17 protein-coding genes are annotated in these 19,654 nt (G+C 55.3%); 9 read left to right on the top strand and 8 right to left on the bottom strand.

Annotated elements, in window-relative coordinates; translation table 11 throughout:
• Positions 1-2: 2 nt before the first annotated feature.
• Complete coding sequence (gene hutW / locus FRD01_RS15005) at positions 3-1,307, bottom strand: heme anaerobic degradation radical SAM methyltransferase ChuW/HutW (RefSeq protein WP_146961010.1); 1,305 nt, start codon at positions 1,305-1,307, stop codon at positions 3-5.
• A gap of 196 nt (positions 1,308-1,503) precedes the next feature.
• Here hutW and FRD01_RS24400 point away from each other — a divergent pair, with 196 nt between their 5' ends.
• Positions 1,504-1,710 carry a hypothetical protein gene (locus FRD01_RS24400; RefSeq protein ID WP_249755650.1) on the top strand — a complete coding sequence of 69 codons (207 nt, stop codon included), beginning with the start codon at positions 1,504-1,506 and terminating at the stop codon, positions 1,708-1,710.
• A gap of 34 nt (positions 1,711-1,744) precedes the next feature.
• Positions 1,745-3,178 (top strand): hybrid sensor histidine kinase/response regulator, encoded by a 1,434-nt coding sequence (locus FRD01_RS15000; RefSeq protein WP_249755649.1) that lies wholly within the window; start codon positions 1,745-1,747, stop codon positions 3,176-3,178.
• Here the strand turns inward: FRD01_RS15000 and FRD01_RS14995 are convergent.
• Genes FRD01_RS14995 through FRD01_RS14975 form a run of 5 tightly spaced genes read right to left on the bottom strand, consistent with a single transcriptional unit; the run spans position 3,171 to position 7,626 of the window.
• Complete coding sequence (locus FRD01_RS14995; protein WP_146961006.1) at positions 3,171-3,485, bottom strand: hypothetical protein; 315 nt, start codon at positions 3,483-3,485, stop codon at positions 3,171-3,173. The two genes, FRD01_RS15000 and FRD01_RS14995, sit on opposite strands and share 8 nt — an antisense overlap.
• Positions 3,482-4,180, bottom strand: coding sequence for a 4Fe-4S dicluster domain-containing protein (locus tag FRD01_RS14990; RefSeq protein WP_146961004.1), 699 nt, complete (start codon positions 4,178-4,180; stop codon positions 3,482-3,484). Before FRD01_RS14990 ends, FRD01_RS14995 begins: the two co-directional genes overlap by 4 nt.
• Positions 4,164-4,937 carry a hypothetical protein gene (locus FRD01_RS14985; protein WP_146961002.1) on the bottom strand — a complete coding sequence of 258 codons (774 nt, stop codon included), beginning with the start codon at positions 4,935-4,937 and terminating at the stop codon, positions 4,164-4,166. The genes FRD01_RS14990 and FRD01_RS14985 overlap by 17 nt, the downstream gene beginning before the upstream one ends.
• 5 nt (positions 4,938-4,942) lie before the next feature.
• Complete coding sequence (locus tag FRD01_RS14980; protein WP_146961000.1) at positions 4,943-7,342, bottom strand: molybdopterin-dependent oxidoreductase; 2,400 nt, start codon at positions 7,340-7,342, stop codon at positions 4,943-4,945.
• Positions 7,339-7,626 (bottom strand): hypothetical protein, encoded by a 288-nt coding sequence (locus tag FRD01_RS14975; RefSeq protein ID WP_146960998.1) that lies wholly within the window; start codon positions 7,624-7,626, stop codon positions 7,339-7,341. Before FRD01_RS14975 ends, FRD01_RS14980 begins: the two co-directional genes overlap by 4 nt.
• A gap of 393 nt (positions 7,627-8,019) precedes the next feature.
• Between FRD01_RS14975 and FRD01_RS14970 the strand changes: the two genes are divergently transcribed.
• The 7 genes from FRD01_RS14970 (at position 8,020) to FRD01_RS14940 (ending at position 14,173) form a co-directional block, all read left to right on the top strand.
• Positions 8,020-8,634, top strand: a complete 615-nt coding sequence (locus FRD01_RS14970) for a hypothetical protein (protein ID WP_146960995.1) — start codon at positions 8,020-8,022, stop codon at positions 8,632-8,634.
• A 1-nt stretch (position 8,635) separates the two neighbouring features.
• Entirely contained in the window at positions 8,636-9,538 is a 903-nt protein-coding gene (locus FRD01_RS14965; RefSeq protein ID WP_146963978.1) for a 4Fe-4S dicluster domain-containing protein, read from the top strand.
• 10 nt (positions 9,539-9,548) lie between these two features.
• A complete protein-coding gene (gene dsrP, locus FRD01_RS14960; RefSeq protein ID WP_146960993.1) occupies positions 9,549-10,778 on the top strand; it encodes a sulfate reduction electron transfer complex DsrMKJOP subunit DsrP in 1,230 nt (409 codons plus the stop codon).
• A 146-nt stretch (positions 10,779-10,924) separates the two neighbouring features.
• On the top strand, positions 10,925-11,338 hold the full coding sequence (locus tag FRD01_RS14955) for a hypothetical protein (RefSeq protein WP_146960991.1): 414 nt from the start codon (positions 10,925-10,927) through the stop codon (positions 11,336-11,338).
• A complete protein-coding gene (locus FRD01_RS14950; RefSeq protein WP_146960989.1) occupies positions 11,335-11,709 on the top strand; it encodes a hypothetical protein in 375 nt (124 codons plus the stop codon). The genes FRD01_RS14955 and FRD01_RS14950 overlap by 4 nt, the downstream gene beginning before the upstream one ends.
• 109 nt (positions 11,710-11,818) lie before the next feature.
• The gene (locus FRD01_RS14945; RefSeq protein WP_146960987.1) at positions 11,819-12,490 is read left to right on the top strand and encodes an ArsR/SmtB family transcription factor; all 672 of its coding nucleotides are present in this window, start codon (positions 11,819-11,821) and stop codon (positions 12,488-12,490) included.
• Between the two features lie 30 nt (positions 12,491-12,520).
• Positions 12,521-14,173 carry an FAD-dependent oxidoreductase gene (locus FRD01_RS14940; protein WP_146960985.1) on the top strand — a complete coding sequence of 551 codons (1,653 nt, stop codon included), beginning with the start codon at positions 12,521-12,523 and terminating at the stop codon, positions 14,171-14,173.
• On the opposite strand, the gene FRD01_RS14935 is transcribed toward FRD01_RS14940, so the two are convergent.
• A complete protein-coding gene (locus FRD01_RS14935) occupies positions 14,170-18,597 on the bottom strand; it encodes an efflux RND transporter permease subunit (protein ID WP_146960983.1) in 4,428 nt (1,475 codons plus the stop codon). The genes FRD01_RS14940 and FRD01_RS14935 overlap by 4 nt on opposite strands.
• Positions 18,594-19,649, bottom strand: coding sequence for an efflux RND transporter periplasmic adaptor subunit (locus tag FRD01_RS14930; RefSeq protein ID WP_146960981.1), 1,056 nt, complete (start codon positions 19,647-19,649; stop codon positions 18,594-18,596). The genes FRD01_RS14935 and FRD01_RS14930 overlap by 4 nt, the downstream gene beginning before the upstream one ends.
• Positions 19,650-19,654: the final 5 nt, after the last annotated feature.

The raw sequence follows: 19,654 nt of genomic DNA, 5'->3' as shown, positions 1-19,654 counted from the left end.
GTCTATTCCATGTTAAGGATTTGGAGAATTTCTCCGCGAATATTGGTGCTCCAATACCGTCCAGCCAGAGTAAGCGCAGTCCTAGGTTCTGGGTTGGTGATGAGATTCTTTCCAGCGAACTCCTCCAATTTTTTGGCGAGTTGAAGTTGCACAGGTCTGAGTCGCATCACACTTGTCAGGTCGAGGCGACCTTGCTCCAACTGTCCAGTGATCATCGCCCGTGTCGATTCATTTTCGTCCGCGATCGAAAGTTGTGAGATTGTGGAGGTGTTTGCGTCCACACTTGTTGACCAAGCGTCGAGATCAGCATCTCTTTGATAGCTGTACCTACCGATGGCCCCTCCCGCGCCTGAGCCGAACCCAAGCGTTTCAGCTCCTTCTTTGATCATGATATTGTATCGATTTCTCTCTCGCGTACCGCTGGCAAAATGCGAGTTTGAGAGATGCAGCCATCCTGCTTTTGATAGTGATTCCACACCCATGGCATAGAACTCGCCCAATTCTTGACGTGAAGCACCGGGCTCAATGGAACCTTGTTTGATCGCCTTGAAAAGCGGTGTTCCGGGAAAAAGTGCGAGCGAATAGATATCAATCCCATCAGGTTTCAACGCGATTGCAGTCTCTAAGTCGTCCATCCAAACCTGGCGTGTTTGAAGTGGCAGACCAAACATGAGGTCGAAGACGACGGTTGCTCGGTCCCGTGCCAAAAGGGATTCGAGGAACATGAGCACCTCTTTACGGCTAGAGCGGCGTCCTTGCTTGTTGCGAACCAAGGTGTCGAACGACTGCACACCAATTGAGAAACGATTTACTCCCCCTTCTAGAGCTGCCTCAATCTTTTCTTCTGTGAAGTGAATCACCCTTCCCTCCACGGTGATTTCACAATCATTCGCAAGAGGAAAGAGCCTACGTATAGCCGAGACCACTTCAAAGAGTTCGTCCGCCCCCAACGCTGTGGGCGTTCCTCCACCGAGATAAACCGCGTGCACAAGTCCTCCCTCGGAGAGTCCATGAGCCTGACGTTCCATCTCCCGGATTAGTCGGTCTACATAGCCTTCCATGCGGTTTTCTTGCGCCCTATTCTTGTAAAAACCACAAAAAAGACAATGATTTGCACAGAATGGGATATGGATATAAATCGTGCGCCGATTGGGTCGGTCACTTTGCCCTAGCTCACACAAAGCCGCATTCCAAACGTCCTCAATCGAGCTTTGCTCGATCAGACGATAGCCAGCCCACGGTAAGAGGGGGCGCCTGAATGGAAACGCACTTTGTAGGGCTTCGCTTAGGTCCATTGTTGGTTTCACTTCATCACCTAGTCACTCGAGCAACTGATATTGATACTGATTATCATTTTCACTTGTATCCGTATATGACTGAGATCATATCCCCGCGCCAGAGCTATTTGACACGAATCGAAAGCTTCGTGTTTCGATATGATCCAGATCTTTTCTCCGAGTACTTGACCTGAGAGAATCAGGGTCTGCGTGAGGGCAGACAACTATGCAAATTTCACCCCAGAACTTTCTCGACGCGATCCCGCATATCGCAGCGCTGCTTTCCGATATGGGCACCATTGAATTCGTGAACCATCGCTGGACGGAGTTCGGGAGCACCAATGGACTTGCGGCCAACTATTCGGCCGTCGGCATCAACTATCTCGAAGTGTGCCCTCCCGAACTCACGTCGTTTCAGCAATGCATCAAGTGACGCGATCTGGGACTGGGACGCTGAGAGCGATACGATGTGGTGGAACGACGAATTTGTTCGCACGTTTGGGCTTTTGCCTGACGAAGACCTGTCCAACTATAGATCAGGACAATGGTTCAAGCGCATTCATCCAGAAGATATTGAGCGCATCAAGAATGGAATTCAAGCGATATACCGAGGGAGTCAATCTCGCTGGAGTGTGGAGTACAGGTGTCTCAAGAGCGACGGCACCTATGCCAGTGTGGTGGACCGTGCGCTGATCATCCGAAACACGGAAGGCGAAATCCAGCGCGTCGTGGGTGGAGTCTCGGATCGCACAAGGCAAAAGGAACTCGAAGAACAACTCCTGCGGTCTCAACGCCTCGAGAGCGTGGGAACACTTGCTGGAGGGGTGGCTCACGACCTCAACAACATTTTCACACCTATCGTCTTTTCCACCCAATTGATGCAAGAGGTTGAAAGTCTAGACGAGATGACTCGATTCGCCGAGGTGATCGAGTCGTGTGCGCACCGTGGTACCGAACTGGTCAAGCAGTTATTGACTTTTGCGAGAGGGACACCAGGTGCGAAAGTCGCCATCGACATGCGTGATATTGTTGACGACATCTCGAAGGTTATTCGTGAGACATTCCCGAAGTCTATTGAACTCAAGGTCGAAGTCCCAGAACAGACTTGGCGAGTCGAGGGAGACCCGTCGCAGCTTCACCAGGTTCTTCTCAATCTGGTGGTCAATGCGAGAGATGCCATGCCACAGGGTGGTGAGATAACGATAGCGATTGAGAATACAGACGTTGATAAACTTCGGGCTTATTTTTCGGTGGGGCTGGAAGCGGGCGCGTATATCAAATTGCGAGTCCAAGACACCGGAAGCGGAATGGCTCCAGATGTGGCGGAGCGGATTTTTGAGCCATTCTTCACAACAAAGCCACCTGGAAAGGGCACGGGGCTTGGGCTTGCGGCGACTCATACCATAGTTAAGAATCACGAAGGCGAAATCAGCGTCCACTCTACTCAAGGCCGAGGAACAGTCTTCGAAGTCCTACTCCCGGTCAGCGATTCAACGGCTACGGACCAACCTCCAACTGGCGAGGTTTTCCTTCCGCATGGTGATGGCCAGTTGATCTTGGTAGTTGATGACGAGCCGCCCATTCGAGAGATGCTCGAGCATATACTCAAACAACACGGCTATCGTGTGCTTACGGCAGCAAACGGCGCTGAGGCATTAGTACACTTCGCAGATCATCTCGACCAAATGACCCTCGTGATCACAGACATGGCCATGCCGATCATGGATGGCCCTTCGACAATTGCTGCAATGAGAGCGATAAACCCGAGGATTCCGATCATTGGATCCAGTGGCTTTACGGACGCACCGGCTACAATTTCCGAGCTGAAACTCGCAGGGTTCATGCCTAAACCCTATTCGATCGAGACACTAATCCATCTTGTAGCAAAGGTCCTTAGGTAGAGGTTGATTCTTCAATCTCACTCCAGTCATGCCCGATTCTGACTAGCCGTATCTCTCCTGCGATCCAGCTCAAAGTGTCCCACCACTCAATACCTTCAAAGTTATAGCGTATTTGGAGGCTTGCGACGTCTTTTCCTTCGAAGAGAACACGTCCTCTCAAGAGATCCAAGGTGGACTCATTTGCGCGAAGGGCTTCATGCCCTTTGGCGCGTACCTCGAGTACTTGAGCTGCCTGATCGAGATCTAGGAAATAGGCGCTCAGTGTCTCTTGATCGAGAATTGCCTGGTGGACGTCTGGGAGTTTCATGGTTTTATCTCACGAGGGGGGCGCATCAGTTCGGGCATTAGGATGATAGCGTTCCATGGCGCTGGGCAGACGTGATGGCAGATGCCACAGCCTGTACATAAATTGGGGACAATCTTTGGCTTACCCATGTTCACCTCGATAGCACCTGACACCGGGCAGCGCTCGGCGCATGTAGAGCAGAACCCTCCCTGATAGGCGAGGCAGTCCGAGGTTTTGATGCTCGCCTTACCCATGTGAAATCCGCGCCCAGCGACGAGAACCCCCGAGGGTTGAATTCCTGTTTCACGCGGCGTTTGACATGCGGTGATACACGGTGTGTCCGGGCACATCTTGCAGGGGCTCTGCAAAGGGTGCAGGACTGGCGTCCCTTCGGCCCCACGCAGCTGCGGGCCGGCGAGTCCTATCGCGTCGTAAGGGCAGGCTTCGATGCAGGCCAAACAGCGGGTACATTCGGCCAGGAAAGTCGTCTCGTCGATCGCTCCGGGTGGGCGCAAGACGGGCATAACGCGACTTTTGACGGTGCGGTCCTGATTACCTTCAATGCGCTGGAGGAGGCCGAGGAGATCAAAGTTCGACTCTGGCAGCGCTGCAGGTGTCTGTGCGACCTCTTCGTAATCAGCGCTTCTGGGCTTCTTCTCTGGCCGAAGCTTCGCGAAGAGCTCGCGTCTGCTCAGCTTGTCATCGCCAGAACTCATCGGTCTCCGAGGTTGGGAATTGATTGAAGTCTGCCTTAGGAGCGTGGCATTGCGTGCAGCTTTGTCGCTCTGGATGTGTGGTTCTCAAGCCTTCGGGGCCGTGAGGGCCATGACAGCTGGCACAATTTTCACGCATGCGTGTGGTATGCGGCATCTGTGGCGGCGCTCCATCCCAAACACGCTCTCCTTCCCGTGCCGGTCGAAACCCCTCAAAACTCGAATCCAAGGGAATAGCGTCAGGATTCAACTCCTCGAAAGGAAGATTTGCCTCACGCTCGACATGGCATTGAGTACAGTTGGTGTAAGTTGAATGACTCATCGCAGGTGCCCGTCGCCCGGCAATCCGCATCCCACTTTGGTGACAAACCAAACACGCAGCATCCCCTGAATGGTCGATAGGATGAGGCACGGTGGGCGGTGCGCCTTCGTAGGCACGTCCCTCAGCCCGCACCAGACGAGCAGCCTCACGCAATGCGGGGTCGGTGGCATCACCCTCACCTTCTGGAATAGGTTGAGCACTGAGTACATCAAAATTACTATGTAGGCCCGGGTTCATGCGTTGCGGAGACTCCATACGCTCCGAATAACTCAGAGCCGGCGGATACTCTCTCTCAGGCTTTTTCTCCGGCTCGACGAACCACGTATAGCCGGTGACTTCAACACCCTGTCGAGTACCAATAAAGAAACCAACGGCCGCCACGGCCATCACGATCAGCAATCCCACATTCAGAGCCTTTCTGGCGGTATAGGCGTCCATAGGCCTTAGGCTCCCTTCCGGCGCAGCCGGACCGCACATTTCTTGTAGTCTGGCTGCTTCGAGAACGGGTCGTGTGCATCCAGGGTTACGTTGTTGATCATGATGCGCTCGTCGAAGAACGGTACAAAAACAGATCCTTTTGGCGGCTTCCCTCGCCCATCGATCCAAACCGGCAGCTCCACAGATCCACGCCTAGACTCTACGACCACAACCTCTCCATCACGAATTCCGAGCTTTTGTGCATCGTCACGGTTCACCTCCACATAAGCCTGCGGCATCGAACGCCGCAACGGCCCTACGCGCATGGTCATGGTACCGCTATGCCAATGCTCGATCACCCGACCGGTACATAGCCATAACGGATAGTCCGCATCAGGTGACTCCGGTGGAGGCATGTATGGATTGAACCAGATCTGGGCGCGGTCGTCCTTAGTCACCGAATGATAGAACTGGATTCCAGCTCCCTTCTTCACGAAGGGGTCATCAAACTCGGTGAAGCGAAACTGCGTCTCGCGCCAAGAACCATCTGACTGTTCGACCACGGGCCAGCGGAGTCCTCGGGCTTTGACATACTCCTGATAGGGAGCAAGGTTCTTATGCTTGTAAGGTGTGAATTTGCGGTACTCGTTGAAAAGTTGCTCATCCACATTGACGTCATAGAAACGCCTAAAATCCCAGACGGGCACGCTCTTGCCGCTCTCATCCTTCATGTCGAAGATGAAGTTTCCATCGCGATCTTTCATCCCAGGATGCCCGAGATCAAAGAGCCGGCGCGCCACAGCGAGCGTTTGCCAAACATCGTCTCGGGCCTGGCCCGGAGGCTCCACCATCTTGAACCATTGCTGGGTGCGGCGCTCCGAGTTCCCGGTCATGCCGTTCTTTTCGACCCAGAGGGCCGATGGCAAGATAAGATCCGCGTCTTTGGTGGTCGCCGTTGGGTACACATCGGAGACGATAAGGAACTTGTCCTTCAGCTTGCGTGATGGATGAAAGAGCTTGTTGAGGTTGGGTAGCGTCTGGCCCGGGTTGGTCACCTGTACCCAGATGGTCGAAATATCCCCACCTTGCTCTTTGGGAGTAGAGAACTTCTCCCACATCAACACGGTATGGTAGCCAGGTTTCGGGTCGATTGAGCCAGGTTTGACGTTCCAGATATCCTCGGCATCCTTGCGATGTTGCTCATCGGCGACCACACGGCCACCAGGAAGCGCGTGCGCGAGTGTGCCGACCTCTCGAACCGTTCCACACGCTGAGGGCTGGCCGGTCAGGCTCGTCGGGGAGTCGCCAGGCTTGCCAAAATGCCCGCTTAGAAAGTGGATACCATGGAGCATTTGGTTCATGGCGGTGCCCTGCGTGTGCTGGTTTACACCCATGCACCACAGGCTTGTGATCTTGAGATCGCGCCTGCCAAAGAGCTCGCCCAGGAGCCGAATATCGGCGGCCGGAACATCGCTTAACTCTTCGACATACTCAGGTGTGTAGGGCTCGACGAACTTCTTGTACTCCTCGAAGGTAATAGCCTTCCCGTTCAGGGTGGGAGGATCCGAAGGTGCTCGGAAATTGCAGAATTTCTCTACAAACTCCTTGTCCCAGGTCCCGTTCTTGATCAGGAGGTGGGCGATGCCATTGACAATCGCTGTGTCCGTGTGCGGCTTAAACTCCAGATAGTGCTGCGCATGGTCGGTCGTGCGGGTGCGACGCGTGCCAATATCGATGAGGGTGATCTTTTCGCCACGGGCACGTCGGTCGATCAGTCTTGAGAAGAGGACCGGGTGCATCTCTGCCGGGTTGTTGCCCCAGCAGATCACCACGTCCGCCTTGTCGATGTCGGTGAATGTGCCGGCAGGCTCATCCACGCCATACGTACTGACGAAGCCAGTCACAGCCGATGCCATGCAGAGGCGCGCATTGGGATCGATATGGTTGTTTGAGAGACCGCCTTTCATGAATTTCTGGGCGGCATAGCCTTCTGGAATCGTCCATTGGCCGCTGCCGTAGAAGGCAAAGGACTTCGGGTCTGCCATGATGCGCTGCGCGATCACATCGATCGCCCGCTCCCACGAAATAGGAACGTGTCGGTCGCCTTGTTTGAGCAGCGGTTGTGTCAGGCGGTCTTTTCCATAGAGGATCAACCCCACATGATAGCCCTTGACACAGGCGAGCCCACGGTTGACCTCAGCCTTGGCGTCACCGGCAATACTGACGACCTTGCCAGACCGGGTACCCACTTGAACATGACAACCAGTGCCACAGAAACGACAGGGTGCCTTTGCCCAGGTCACGCCATTAGGATCGACCCGTTGCGAAGGGTTTTCTGGCACCTTGGCATGTGCGAGCCGAGCTGCCGCGGTGGTCGCCACGCTCATCGCGGCGAGTTTGGAAAAGGTTCGTCGATCCATAGTCATGCGGGTCTCCTGTTCTTCTTGCGCCGAGGCATCTCTTCAAATTCTTCTACGTCCTGAAAGTCGACCATCACCACATCTACATGCACTACACCCTCGAGTGCCAAGATCTCTCGGAAACGCTCTTCCCCTTGGCTAAGGGTATCGGACTCAAGGACCACGGGCAGATGCGCATCCTCAATGGCCTCACCGAGCGTCAACCAGTCCCGAGCCATAAGAGCGTCGAACGCCTTCTGACGGTTATCGGGCTCTGCATCGAGCGTAACAACTAGTGCACTGACGGGCATTCACGACCTCTGAAATCGAGCATGGCAAAACCGAACGAGTAACAAGAAATGTTCCATAGAGAGCATAATTCATCGAAGTCGGCAGAAGGTAGAGACAATTTCTACTTTGCATGCAAAAGACGCCAATCATAAAACACACCCCGAGACGCATCATTTGCGTTGCGCTAAAAACAGCGCACAAAATGCGTCGCAACCCAAGCCAGCCAAAACACTATCAAAACATCACCATCATTTGAACTCTTTCTCACTTTTCTGCTACGTTTCCGAACTGATTTCGCGCAAAACAGTCAGGGAATCGCAGACCAACAATTACAAACACCTGAAAGCCTGCATCTTTTTCATTAAGGTACGAAGTTTGCGTTACACTCCCAAGAATCCTGGAACGAGGTGTCTGTGAAACACATCCATCTTTGCTGCTTGCTTTGTTTTGCGTTTGCTCTGGGCGGATGCGCAAAGGAGAAATTTGAGATCGGGAAGGACCTGGAATCGTCGCCCGAAGCCAAATTTGAAACGCGCATCGTATTACCTGACGGGCTCGGAAGCGCACGCACCGAAGTCCATCGACTAGACGGCACGGCCAAAGGCGTGGCGTGCGCTACCTGTCATGCACTCGATGTTGAAGGCAAAGACGTCTTGAGAAAGGCCGAGGAGCTCGAAGAGTTTCACATGGGTATGAATTTTGAGCACGGCACGTTGGACTGCCAGAGTTGTCATCACCCAGACGACCGCAGCAAACTCCGACTCGCCAATGGCGACGCGATAGCCTTTGCGGATGTGATGCAACTCTGCGGGCAGTGTCACGGCCCACAGACGCGAGACTACAACAACGGCAGCCACGGCGGGATGAAAGGATATTGGGACCTCTCCAAGGGGCCCCGTACGCGCAACTCATGCCTTCACTGTCACGACGCACATGTCCCGAAATTCCAACCTGTGATGCCAGTTTTCCCACCACGCGACCGATTTCTTGAAGAAGGACATCATGACGAAAAGGGTCACCATGAATGAGATGCCCCCGATAAGCAGACGAACAGCCATCAAGGCGTTTGGCGCGACGCTGGGTGCGGCCGCTTTTGCCCGCGCCCTTGCCCCGCTCTCTAACTACCAGGAAGGGATGAGCGCCGAAGAATTCATCCAGAATCACTATAAAGAGCTCAGTGATGAGGACATGCTCAAGGTACTCAAACGCCTGGAGGCGGAGACCTTGAAGGAGTATGGTGCCGAGGTCTCGATCAAGGATGTCAAACCCATGGACGGTGTGCAGTTCGGCTATGCGCTCAATCTGAGCGTGTGTATCGGCTGCAGAAAGTGTGCGGAAGCGTGTCACAAAGAGAATAACCACGACCGAGCCACGAATAACTCCTACATCCGCGTCATGGAGATGAAACAGGGGAGCATGGACTTAGAGCATGGCAGGGCTATCTACGAAGATGCTGTTCCAGAGCCGGGCAAATACTATATGCCCGTGCAGTGCCAACAATGCGATAATCCACCCTGTGTTCACGTCTGTCCGGTCGAGGCGACCTGGAAAGAGAAGGACGGGATTGTGGTGGTGGACTATAACTGGTGCATTGGCTGCCGCTATTGCGAGGCTGCTTGCCCCTACCACGCGCGTCGATTTAACTGGGCACGTCCCGAGATCCCGGCCGAAGAGGTCAATCCCGTTCAGGCCTATCTGGCCAATCGGATTCGGCCACAGGGCGTGGTGGAGAAGTGCCATTTCTGCTTGCATCGGACACGTGAGGGCCGGCTGCCGGCATGCCTCGAAGCATGTCCTACGGGCGCACGTGTGTTTGGAAACCTTCTGGATCCGAACTCCGAGATCCGGTGGGTGCTCGCGAATAAGCGTGTCTTTGTTCTCAAAGAAGAGCTTGGGACACATCCACGGTTCTTTTATTACTTCGACGAGTAGTGGGTGAAGTATGAGTGATACACAACATGCGGTCAGCTACCCGCGCTTTTTGCTCCATTCTTTCATTGCTGCGACCGATGGCAGCCGCGCGTTTTACGCGTGGATGACGTTCCTGACCGCGCTGATGCTTGTCGGTGCGAACGCCTGGGCACATCAGGTTGTGGAGGGTATGGCGCTGACCGGGATGACCGACCACGTCTCGTGGGGGCTCTATATCGCGAACTTCACCTTCCTTGTGGGGCTCGCCGCGGGGGCGGTGATGATGGTGATCCCGGCGTATCTTTACGATGACCACGAGATGCACGACGTGGTGATTATTGGGGAGTTATTGGCGGTGGCGGCGCTTGTGATGTGCCTGGGTTTTGTGTTGGCTGACCTTGGGAGGCCGGACCGCTTCTGGCATATGATTCCGGGGCTTGGGCGGCTGAACTGGCCGATCTCGATGCTGACCTGGGATATGATCGTGCTCAATGGCTATCTGCTGATCAACGCGCATATCGCCGGGTACCTGCTCTACACACGATTCTTAGGAAAGAAGCCCAATCCGCGCTGGTATCTGCCCTTTGTTTTTCTCTCGATCGCCTGGGCTGTCTCCATTCATACGGTCACGGCGTTTCTGTACAGCGGTCTTGGCGGCCGCCCCTTCTGGAACACCGCCATTTTGGCCCCGCGCTTCCTTGCGTCTGCTTTTGTGTCGGGTCCTGCGTTTGTGATTGTAACCTTGCAGATCATTCGCAAGTTGAGTGATTTCAAGTTTGGAAACGGCCCCATCATGACCTTGCTCAAGGTCATGCGTGTGACGGTGCTCTTGAACCTCTTCCTTCTGGCGGCGGAGCTCTTCACGATCTTCTACACGGGTGGCTCACATGTGGCGGCGGCGCAGTACCTCTTCTTTGGGCTCCACGGCAAGAGTGGGCTTGTCCCGTGGATTTGGACAGCCATCGCCCTGAACACCATTGCGGCCGTGATGCTGCTTGCCCCGCGCGCAAAGACCCATATGACGTGGCTCAATGTGGCGTGTGTGATCACGTTTGTTGGGGTGTGGATTGAGAAAGGCATGGGGTTGATTATCCCTGGCTTCATCCCGAGCACCCTGCATGAGATCGTGGAGTATTCACCGTCGCTGGTCGAGTGGAAGATCATGGTGGGCCTCTGGGCGCTCGGGCTCATGATCTACACCGTGCTACTCAAGATCGCGATCCCCATCCTCACTGACCAGGTCAAGGTCGATACCAAGTAGTTGGTTCGCTCTTGGGGGTTCATTCTCAGAATATCTAGGGCAGGAGTTCATTTCGGGTCTGCACGGCAGACTCGCGATCTTTTTTATTGGCAACTCATAAAGTAATCGTTTACTATCTTTTTGTGGCTGCGAACTGGAGGTCAACGATGAAGACTGGAAAATATAGTATTGGGGTCGGATTACTCACTATGGCAGCCTTCATGGGCTATGGGTTCTTACTCATCTACCTGCGTGACTTTCACCCGGACAAGGAGGCATGGATCGCGAGCTATTCAGTCGGTAAGCACTTTGAGGCGCGCCTTGCCCACGTCCATGGTAACCTCTTCGCCGTCCTAAATCTGCTCCTCGGATTCGTACTCGTCAGACTCGAGGCCGCGACAGAGAGGGCGCGCCGGACCGTCGCAGGGCTTGGACTGGTGGGGTTGTTGATGCCGGTCGGTATCCTCGCGGAGATCTATTTTGGGGCGCCTCCGATCCTGGTTCTTTTCGGAGCTATTGCCATGACCGCAGCGGTCTCATTAGCCGGCGTCTTGAGCCTCAAGTATTGGGGGAAAACATGAAAACGAAGATCCTTGGAATTGCCGCACTCGTCTTTGGTGTCATGACGCTTGTCGAGGGCGGCAAGGTCATTTTCGGGGGGCCTGAATCCTGGGAAGCCGCCGGAAATGTGGTGCCCTGGGTCCTCTATTTCAATTTTGCGGCAGGCTTTGTCTACATCCTTACCGGGATCCTGACCCTCTTGAAAAAGCAAGTTGCCGCTCACTTTGCTCTCGCAATTGCGGTCGGTTCGCTTGTCGTGCTCTTGGGATTGGGGGTCCATATCACGATGGGCCTGCCCTTCGAACCGCGGACTGCAGTGGCCATGACAATTCGGACACTCTTCTGGTCTGGGCAATTCTGGTTTCTCAGAAAACTGATGAGAGACATTTGAATCTGGCACGGTAAAGCCATCCTTACGATATTTTAATACATATTAAAATATCTTTGACAACATACCCACTAAGGTCTAGAAACTCGACTCAGCTCCGACGGAGGATGAGATGGACCTTTTGCAACAAGACACACTGACCAAAGAGCTGGCCAAGATCGGAAAGGCCCTCTCTAATCCCCTTCGCTGGACGATTCTGAGCTTGATAGCTCAGTGCGAGAAACCCGTACAACGCATCGCGGAACAGGCGGGCCATCCGGTGGCAAACATCAGCATACAGCTTCGTATTCTGCTCGAAGCTGGCCTCGTCGTTAGCCGTAAGGAAGGCAGACAAGTGCTCTACTTCCTAGCTTCGGACCAGGTCCGTGCCATGTTGTTGAGCGTGCAGGAGACCGCGTCTCGAGTACACCCAGGGGCCAGGATGGTGGTTCAAGAGAAGTTCGTGGACGAGAACGATATCCTCGACGAGGAGTATGAAGATCTCGTGGAGCAGATCAATTCCGGGCGCGTCTTGCTGGTCGATCTGCGCCCGGCCGATGACTACGAATTTGAGCATATTACCGGGGCTGAGAACATCGGGTTGCACGAAATCGAGTCAAAAGCTGCTGAGATAAAGGCACGCAACGTGCCGGTCGTTGTATACTGCCGGGGCCCTTTCTGTATTACCTCGATCAACGGCATCAAGCTCCTTAGGGAGCACGGTATCCGGACGAGGCGATTGCCTATCAGCGTCTATGAATGGCGCCAACGAGGCTTCTCGGTCACAAGAGCAGCCCGAGTCTAAACATGGGGACAATCCCCAAAGGAAGTACCAATGGATGTAAGAAAGATTGTGATTATCGGTGGGGTCGCTGGGGGTGCTTCTGCTGCAACCCGCGCCCGAAGAATGGACGAGAATGCACAGATCATCATGCTGGAGCAGGATGAGCATGTCTCGTTCGCGAACTGTGGGTTGCCCTATCATATTGGCGGCGAGATCCCAGATCGAGATTCACTCTTGATCGCTTCGCCTGAGACCTTCAAAGAGCGCTTCAAGATCGACGTCCGGACCTTCAGCCGCGCCATCGCCATCGATCGAGTGGGTCGGAAGGTACACGTCAAATCCCTGAAAACGGGTGAGGAATACGCGCTCTCTTACGACAAGTTGATCATCGCCACAGGGGCTTCTCCCGTGCTTCCGAGTATGGAAGGAGTGCACGCGCCGAACGTCTTTACGTTGCGCAACATGGAGGACATGGACCAGATCTGCTCGGTAAAGACCGTCCAGAGGGCGCGACGCGCGTTGGTGGTGGGTGCGGGTTATGTCGGGCTCGAGATGGTCGAACAACTGCAAGATTGCGGCATGGAGGTCTCCCTGGTGGAACTTAAGGACCAGGTGCTTCCGCTGCTTGATCGTGAGATCGCTTTGCCCATTGCTCATGAGCTTGAGCGCCGAGGCGTCCAGGTTTTCACTGGCCGGTCGGTTGTGGAGTTGGTTCGTGAGGAAGATACGCGTGTCGGTGCAGCGATCCTGAGCGACGGCACGCGCATCGCTACCGATATCGTCATCTTTGGTATCGGCGTGCGTCCAAACTCTGGGCTCGCGCGCGAGGCCGGCCTCACGTTGCACACGAATGGAGCCGTTGATGTGGACGCGTATATGCGCACATCAGACCCCGATATTTACGCGGTAGGCGACGTCGCCGTGTATCCGTGTGCTCTCACCGAGAGCAAGACTTGGGTGCCGCTCGCTGGCCCCGCGAACCGAGCCGGTCGACTCGCCGGTGAACACGCCGCGACAGGGCGCTCACTGAAGATGCCCGCGGTGGCAGGCACCTCGATCGTGCGGGTCTTTGGCCGAAACGCCGGCATCACTGGCTTGAGCGAGAAGAGAGCCAGGGGACTGGGCATTTCGGCAGACACTGTGACGATCGTCGCCGCGAATCACGCGAGCTATTTTCCGGGATCTGAGCTGATTACCTTGAAGCTTGTATATGACCGAGAGACGGGTCGAGTACTTGGTTTGCAGGGAGTTGGTGGGGAGGGTGTCGACAAGCGACTCGATGTTGCCGCAACAGCAATTGCTGCCGGGATGACCGTCGACCAACTCGCCGGGGTGGACCTCGCCTATGCTCCACCGTTTGGTTCCGCCAAAGACCCGATACACATGGCAGCGTTTGCCGCATCCAATCAGATGGCCGGCCTGGTGCGTTTTGCGCCTTATGACGCGTCCCTCGAAGGCCTACAGGTCATCGACGTGAGGTCTCAATCAGAGCGAGAAGACGATCCATTGCTTTGCCAGCATATCGGCATCCCGGTCTGTGAGATCCGTGCCCGCATGCATGAGTTGGACCCACTCGTTGAGACGGTGGTGGTGTGTGCCGTAGGCAAGCGAAGCTACGTGGCCGCGCGAATTCTCAATGGTATGGGGATGCAGAATGTCTCGACCCTTAGCGGTGGCCAAACGCTGCGGCGCCTCGCCTCTTAATTGCGGAACGCCACAGCCTCCGTTTGGCGCGCGAGTCTGGCCAGAATCAGATGCTGGCTAAACGTGTTTTGGGCAACCTCAGCGCTGGCCCGCGTGTATTCGAGCTCGGCGTCTAGCACGTCGGTCAGCGATGCTCGGCCCGCCTCATAGAGTGTTTGTGCCACCCTGAGGCCTTCTTTGGCCACTTCTTGCCGCTCCTGCAAGGCTAAGAGATCGCGACCGGCATTTTGGTAGTCCAATAAGAGTCGCCGGACTAGGAGTTCGGTCCCGCGCTCAAGCTCGCTCAATTCGAATTGAGCGGCCTCCCTACTAAACTGAGCCTCCTCACGCTTACTCCAAGAGCTGCCCCAATCCCAAATTGTCCACGACAGCGCGAGAGTGAGATCCCACGAGCCGTTAAACTCGTTTCGCATAGGAAAATAGCGTTCATGTGGATTTGCGTAGGTGTATCCGGCCACAAAAGCGAGCTGTGGATAGAGTGCGGCGCTCGCAATATCGATCTGGTGTTCGGAGATTTCGGCACGATATCTAGCCAGAACCAATTCAGGCCGCTTTTTCAAGGCACTCTCAAACGCCCCTTCAAAGGGTTCGCCGCCACCGTGTTCTGGATTGACAAGTCTGTGGTCGCCCTCGATGCCAGTGAGCACCCTCAGAGTCTCCCTCAGGAGGGACACCTGCCCCTGGGCCTTGCTCTGCTGGACCTTGGCCTCAGCAAGCCTCGAATCAATACGGGCGAGGTCGAGATCGCTCGCACGCCCCTCTCTATGCATCAAGGCCACACGCTCCCGGTTTCCTTCCAAGACTCTCACCGATTCGTTTGCCACACCCGTCAGAGCCTCTGCGCTCAAGGTGGAAAGATAGACTTCCTGCACCTGAAGTCGGATATCAGCCTCTGTCAGCTCAGCCTGGGCCTGAGCCACCTCGGTACCAACCTGAGCCATGGAATGACCCGCGCTGGCCGCAAACCCTGTAAAGATCGGCTGCGTAAGCGTCAGACGCACCTTAAACATATCGGTAATCGCCTCTCCAAATTGCACACTCGGCGCCTCCTGACCTGGCATCGCGGTAGGAAGCGTGAGCTGCCCGGGTTCTACCTCACTGAGTCTTGAGTAGTTGGCCTGCAGGTCCAATTTTGGGAGCCTTCGCCGGCTAGCTTGGTCAACCCTGGTGCTCGAAGCCTTCTTAGAAGCCTCCTGGGCTTGGAGACGCGGACTCGTCTCAAGAGCCGCTGCCACAGCCTCGTCAATGGTTAGGACTGGAGTTTCGGCGCTCGCCCACACAGGAAACACGAGCACGCCAATAAACGCCAATGCGGAGGCCTTGCGCCCCAACCTCTTGCTCACAAACTGGCTGAGATCATCCGATATATCGTAGAGCACCGGAATCAACACGAGAGTCAGGAAAGTAGCGGTCGTCATGCCTCCGATCACGGCCACCGCGAGCGGGGAGAAGCGCTCAGCCCCAAGGGCCCATTCTGCAGCCAAGGGGATCATACCCACAATGGTCGAGAGAGATGTCATCATGATAGGCCGGAATCTGGTCTGCACGGACTGAAGCACGGCCTCTTGCCTCGCCATCCCTTGTTCGCGGGCCTGTCGAATGAAGTCGATCAAGATAATGGCGTTGTTGACCACAATTCCAACCAAGAGAATGAGGCCCACCATGACCGGCATTGATATCGACTTATCAGCCAATTTGAGGGCGAGTCCTACACCGATGATGCTCAGAGGCACTGACGCCATGATCGTCAGAGGATGCATCCAAGACCTAAGCTGCGCCACGAGCAGCAGATAGACCGCAAGCACTGAGATACCAAGCGCCCCCAAGAGCCCCCCTTTAGCTTCCCCAAGGTCATTATTCTCGCCCTCGATCGTCGCCTGGTAGCCCAGAGGCATTGACATCTTTGAGATGGCTTCGGTGACATCTGCGGTCACAAAACTCAACGGACGACCTTCCACAAACGCCGTGACATCAAGTGTGGGAACGAATTGCTCCCTCGTGACCAGACTCTGCCCGACCACCGGCACACTTTTCACCACACTTCGCACAGGCACCACTTGCCCGGGATCGTTTGCCACGACGAGCGGGAAATCGAACAAATCTTCGACCTTTGTCTGCCCATCACGGGCATAACGCACGCGTACCGGCGTCGTCTCTCCTAGACCACCGCGCACTTGTCCTACCTCAATTCCATCCGTGCCCATCATCATCTGCTGACCGATTCCCAGTGGGTTTAGCCCCAGAAGCGCGGCACGGCGTTCGTCCACACGGACCGACTCACGCTCTTGGTCGATAGACCACGTTCGAACGGGCTCGACCACATTCGGAACCTGACCAAGACGCCTCACGACGTCATCGGCGAGTTGGTCTAAGACCAAGGGATCCTCGCCGCTCAGGCGAACCACAACAGGTGCTGCCGTGGTGGCCTTGGACGTATTTCCCAACTCACGAACAGCGAAGGTGCTGATGTTCGGAATCTGAGACACTCGTCCTCGCACACGCTCCTGAATGTCCCAAATTGTCTCGTCGCGCTCAGTTCTTGGGGTGAGTGTCACAGTGATGAAACCTTGCGTTGCACCCTGTGCTCCGGAGGTAGAACTCGTCTTCATGCCCGGTTCAAATCCAGCCTGAGACTGGATTTTCACGATCTCTTCCTCTTCCTTCAAAATCTTCTCAATCTCGGCCACTACACGCGTCGTTTCCTCCACCGAAGAGCCGGGCGAAGTTTGTAGCGACACAAAGAAACTCCCTCCGTCCATCTTTGGAAGCACATCCATGCCTCGGGTCGCCATCAAACCGGCGCCAGCGACGAGCATCAAGAAACCCGCCACCACGGCGAGCCATCGATGCGCGAGCGCACCTTTGAGGAGCCAGCCGTAGACAAGCTGCACCTTCTCCATAAGCCACGCAAATGGTCTTGTGATTCGGCCTGCAAATGCATCCAACTTCCCGGCACCGCCTGTGTACATACTCATCACGGGAACTAACGTGAGAGCCACTGCAATGGAGCTCGTGAACGCAAAGAGCAAGATTGACGCGAGTGGCCCAAACGTCTTGCCCACAAAACCCGGCACAAAGAGAAGCGGAAGTAGTACTGCGATGGTCGTGGCCGCCCCAGCGAGTACCGCGAGGCGGACCTCGTCAACACCCTCGATAGCCGCTTGAGCAGCAGGCATGCCCTCGTCCATCTTACGACTGATATTCTCTAAGACCACAACGGCAGCATCCACCACCATACCAACCGCGAGGATCACAGCCGTGAGGGTAACCATGTTGAATTCCGTGCCACTGAGCTTCATTAAGGCGAATGTCAAACCGTATGAGAGCGGCATTGAAACCACGGCCACCATGGAAGCTTTGAATCGACCGATGAAGAGAAAGATGATGATCGAAGCCAAGAGCAGCGCCTGCCACACATTCGAGAGCAGGTTGTTGATCGACAATTCCGTAAAGCTTGCGCTTTCCTCGCCGATCAGGAACTGCACGTCGGGATATTCACCCTTCAGAACTTCTGTCGTGGCAATAATCTCGTGCACCACCTCCACCGTATTGGCTTCGTCCGTTCTGTAGACCTGAAGCGCGATCGCCCGTTCCCCATCAATGCCAAATGTTGCGTCGTCATCGAGCGCGCCATAACTAACGTTGGCAATATCTCCGAGCCTCAGGATGCTCGCGTCCATCTGCGCGAGCGGAAGGCTTCTTAGACGTTCCAGATCTCTTGCCTCGCCCTCGATCCGAAAACCAGTTCGCGAGGCATCACTGCGTATCGCGCCTGCCGGCACGTTTACGTTGTGTGTCTTTAGGACCTCGATAATGCGCCCTATCGGCACGTTATATGCTCGAGATTTCTCGCGATCTACCTCCACCAAAACACTCTCTTTTGCACCTCCAAAGACATCCACGGCAGCAACACCTGGAACACGCTGAAAATGGGGGGCGAAGGTATCCTCAGCCATGGTTCGTGCGCGGGTCATCGGCTCCGCGACAACCCCCACTGTGATGATGGGGCGGTCAGCCGTTGAGAACTTGAGGACCTGTGGCTCCCGAATCTCGGACGGGAGGTCGCTTCGAATCCGCGATATTGCGTTTTGGGCATCGACTGCGGCAAGGTCAACTTCACGATTGTAATGGAACTCCACGGAAACGATGGAGAGGTTGTCCTGCGAAGAAGACTTCACATTGACCACGCCTTCCAAAGAAGCGAACTCCTCCTCCATCGGCCGACTTACGCGTTCAGCCACGTCCTCAGCCGAGGCACCTGGATAGGTGGTAATCACGTTGACGAGCGGCGGTGCAGTGTCCGGAAAAAGCTGCATCGGCAGCGTTTGGTACGCCAGAGTTCCAAAGATTGCCGCAGCAAGTGCGAGTGTCCAAACAAGGTATTTGTTGGCTACCAAGATTTCGGTCATCGATGAACCACTCATGGTGCCTCCACAATAAAGAGCTCGGCCCCCTCAGGGACTGCAGCTGGTCTGGAAACGACAACGACTTCGGCATCGAACCCATCACTTGGGAGTGCGACCTTTCCGTCGGAACTTAGGACTGGTGTGACTCTATGTTCATGTGCTTTCGCGTCCTGAATGGTCCGTATCCAAAATCCCCCATCCCGCTGATACACCGCCTCCGCGGGGACAATCGGCGCATTCTTTGCTTCATTGAGCACAAGGGTGATGTCCACCGAAGTACCTGCGAGGGGTGTCGACGCACCCTGAGGCCAACCAATTTCCACGCGAGTGACTCGGGCCGGGCCTTTCGCAAGGGCTGACACGAAGACGACCTCAGAAGATAGCAACTGATTACTCGTGCGGACCAAGACCTTTGTCCCGATTCCAACACCGCGTTTGATGTCGACCTCCGGCACCAAGGCAACAATCCGGGTATCGCCTGCTCCAAGCACACCGAGGGGTTGACCAGGGGTGACAAATTCTCCGGGCTCCACATACCACTCGAGGAGAGTGCCAGTCTCAGGCGCCTTCTCGGTGAGTTTTGCCATTGCCGCCCGCGCTTCAGACCTACGGGCCTCAATGCCCTTGACGGCCTCAGTAGCCGTGGTGCAACCCTTCTTGCTGATATCAATTCGAGCGGATTCGAGCGCCCCGGCTTCACCGAGTTTTTTGTCCACATCGTGATTGCTGCACACATAGTCGCGCTCCGCATTCGCACGCCTCAGCTCCGCGTCAATCTGTTCAAGCCTCGCCTTCATTTCGGGAGCGATGATTCGGACGAGCACGGCACCACCTTCGACCTTCGTGCCTTCTTCTGGGGTGAGTTCGTGAATCACGCCGCCCACCTGCGAGCGAACCTTAACCTGGCGTTCCCAGGAGATGGTCCCCAAAGCCGGCACACCGTCAACGAGGTCGCCAGTGGAAACCTTAGATACACGCACGGGATAGGGCCGAGAGACCATTTCGGGTGTTTCATCCTCGGCGCTGCATCCAACCATTCCAGCCATAAAAACTAAGACGATGTACCACATGGTCG

The sequence above is a fragment of the Microvenator marinus genome, from assembly GCF_007993755.1.
Lineage (GTDB): Bacteria > Myxococcota_A > Bradymonadia > Bradymonadales > Bradymonadaceae > Allomicrovenator > Allomicrovenator marinus.
The sequence above is the reverse complement of the archived record's forward strand: the minus strand, read 5'-3'. Positions and strand labels throughout refer to the sequence as shown.

Coding starts and splice junctions, on each gene's coding strand:
- FRD01_RS14980 (WP_146961000.1), bottom strand. CDS start 7,342: ATGACTATGGATCGACGAACCTTTTCCAAACTCGCCGCGATGAGCGTG.
- FRD01_RS14990 (WP_146961004.1), bottom strand. CDS start 4,180: ATGAGTTCTGGCGATGACAAGCTGAGCAGACGCGAGCTCTTCGCGAAG.
- FRD01_RS14955 (WP_146960991.1), top strand. CDS start 10,925: ATGAAGACTGGAAAATATAGTATTGGGGTCGGATTACTCACTATGGCA.
- FRD01_RS14965 (WP_146963978.1), top strand. CDS start 8,636: ATGCCCCCGATAAGCAGACGAACAGCCATCAAGGCGTTTGGCGCGACG.
- FRD01_RS14945 (WP_146960987.1), top strand. CDS start 11,819: ATGGACCTTTTGCAACAAGACACACTGACCAAAGAGCTGGCCAAGATC.
- FRD01_RS14930 (WP_146960981.1), bottom strand. CDS start 19,649: ATGTGGTACATCGTCTTAGTTTTTATGGCTGGAATGGTTGGATGCAGC.
- FRD01_RS14950 (WP_146960989.1), top strand. CDS start 11,335: ATGAAAACGAAGATCCTTGGAATTGCCGCACTCGTCTTTGGTGTCATG.
- FRD01_RS14935 (WP_146960983.1), bottom strand. CDS start 18,597: ATGAGTGGTTCATCGATGACCGAAATCTTGGTAGCCAACAAATACCTT.
- dsrP (WP_146960993.1), top strand. CDS start 9,549: ATGAGTGATACACAACATGCGGTCAGCTACCCGCGCTTTTTGCTCCAT.
- FRD01_RS14940 (WP_146960985.1), top strand. CDS start 12,521: ATGGATGTAAGAAAGATTGTGATTATCGGTGGGGTCGCTGGGGGTGCT.
- FRD01_RS14975 (WP_146960998.1), bottom strand. CDS start 7,626: ATGCCCGTCAGTGCACTAGTTGTTACGCTCGATGCAGAGCCCGATAAC.
- FRD01_RS14985 (WP_146961002.1), bottom strand. CDS start 4,937: ATGGACGCCTATACCGCCAGAAAGGCTCTGAATGTGGGATTGCTGATC.
- FRD01_RS24400 (WP_249755650.1), top strand. CDS start 1,504: ATGCAAATTTCACCCCAGAACTTTCTCGACGCGATCCCGCATATCGCA.
- FRD01_RS15000 (WP_249755649.1), top strand. CDS start 1,745: ATGTGGTGGAACGACGAATTTGTTCGCACGTTTGGGCTTTTGCCTGAC.
- FRD01_RS14995 (WP_146961006.1), bottom strand. CDS start 3,485: ATGAAACTCCCAGACGTCCACCAGGCAATTCTCGATCAAGAGACACTG.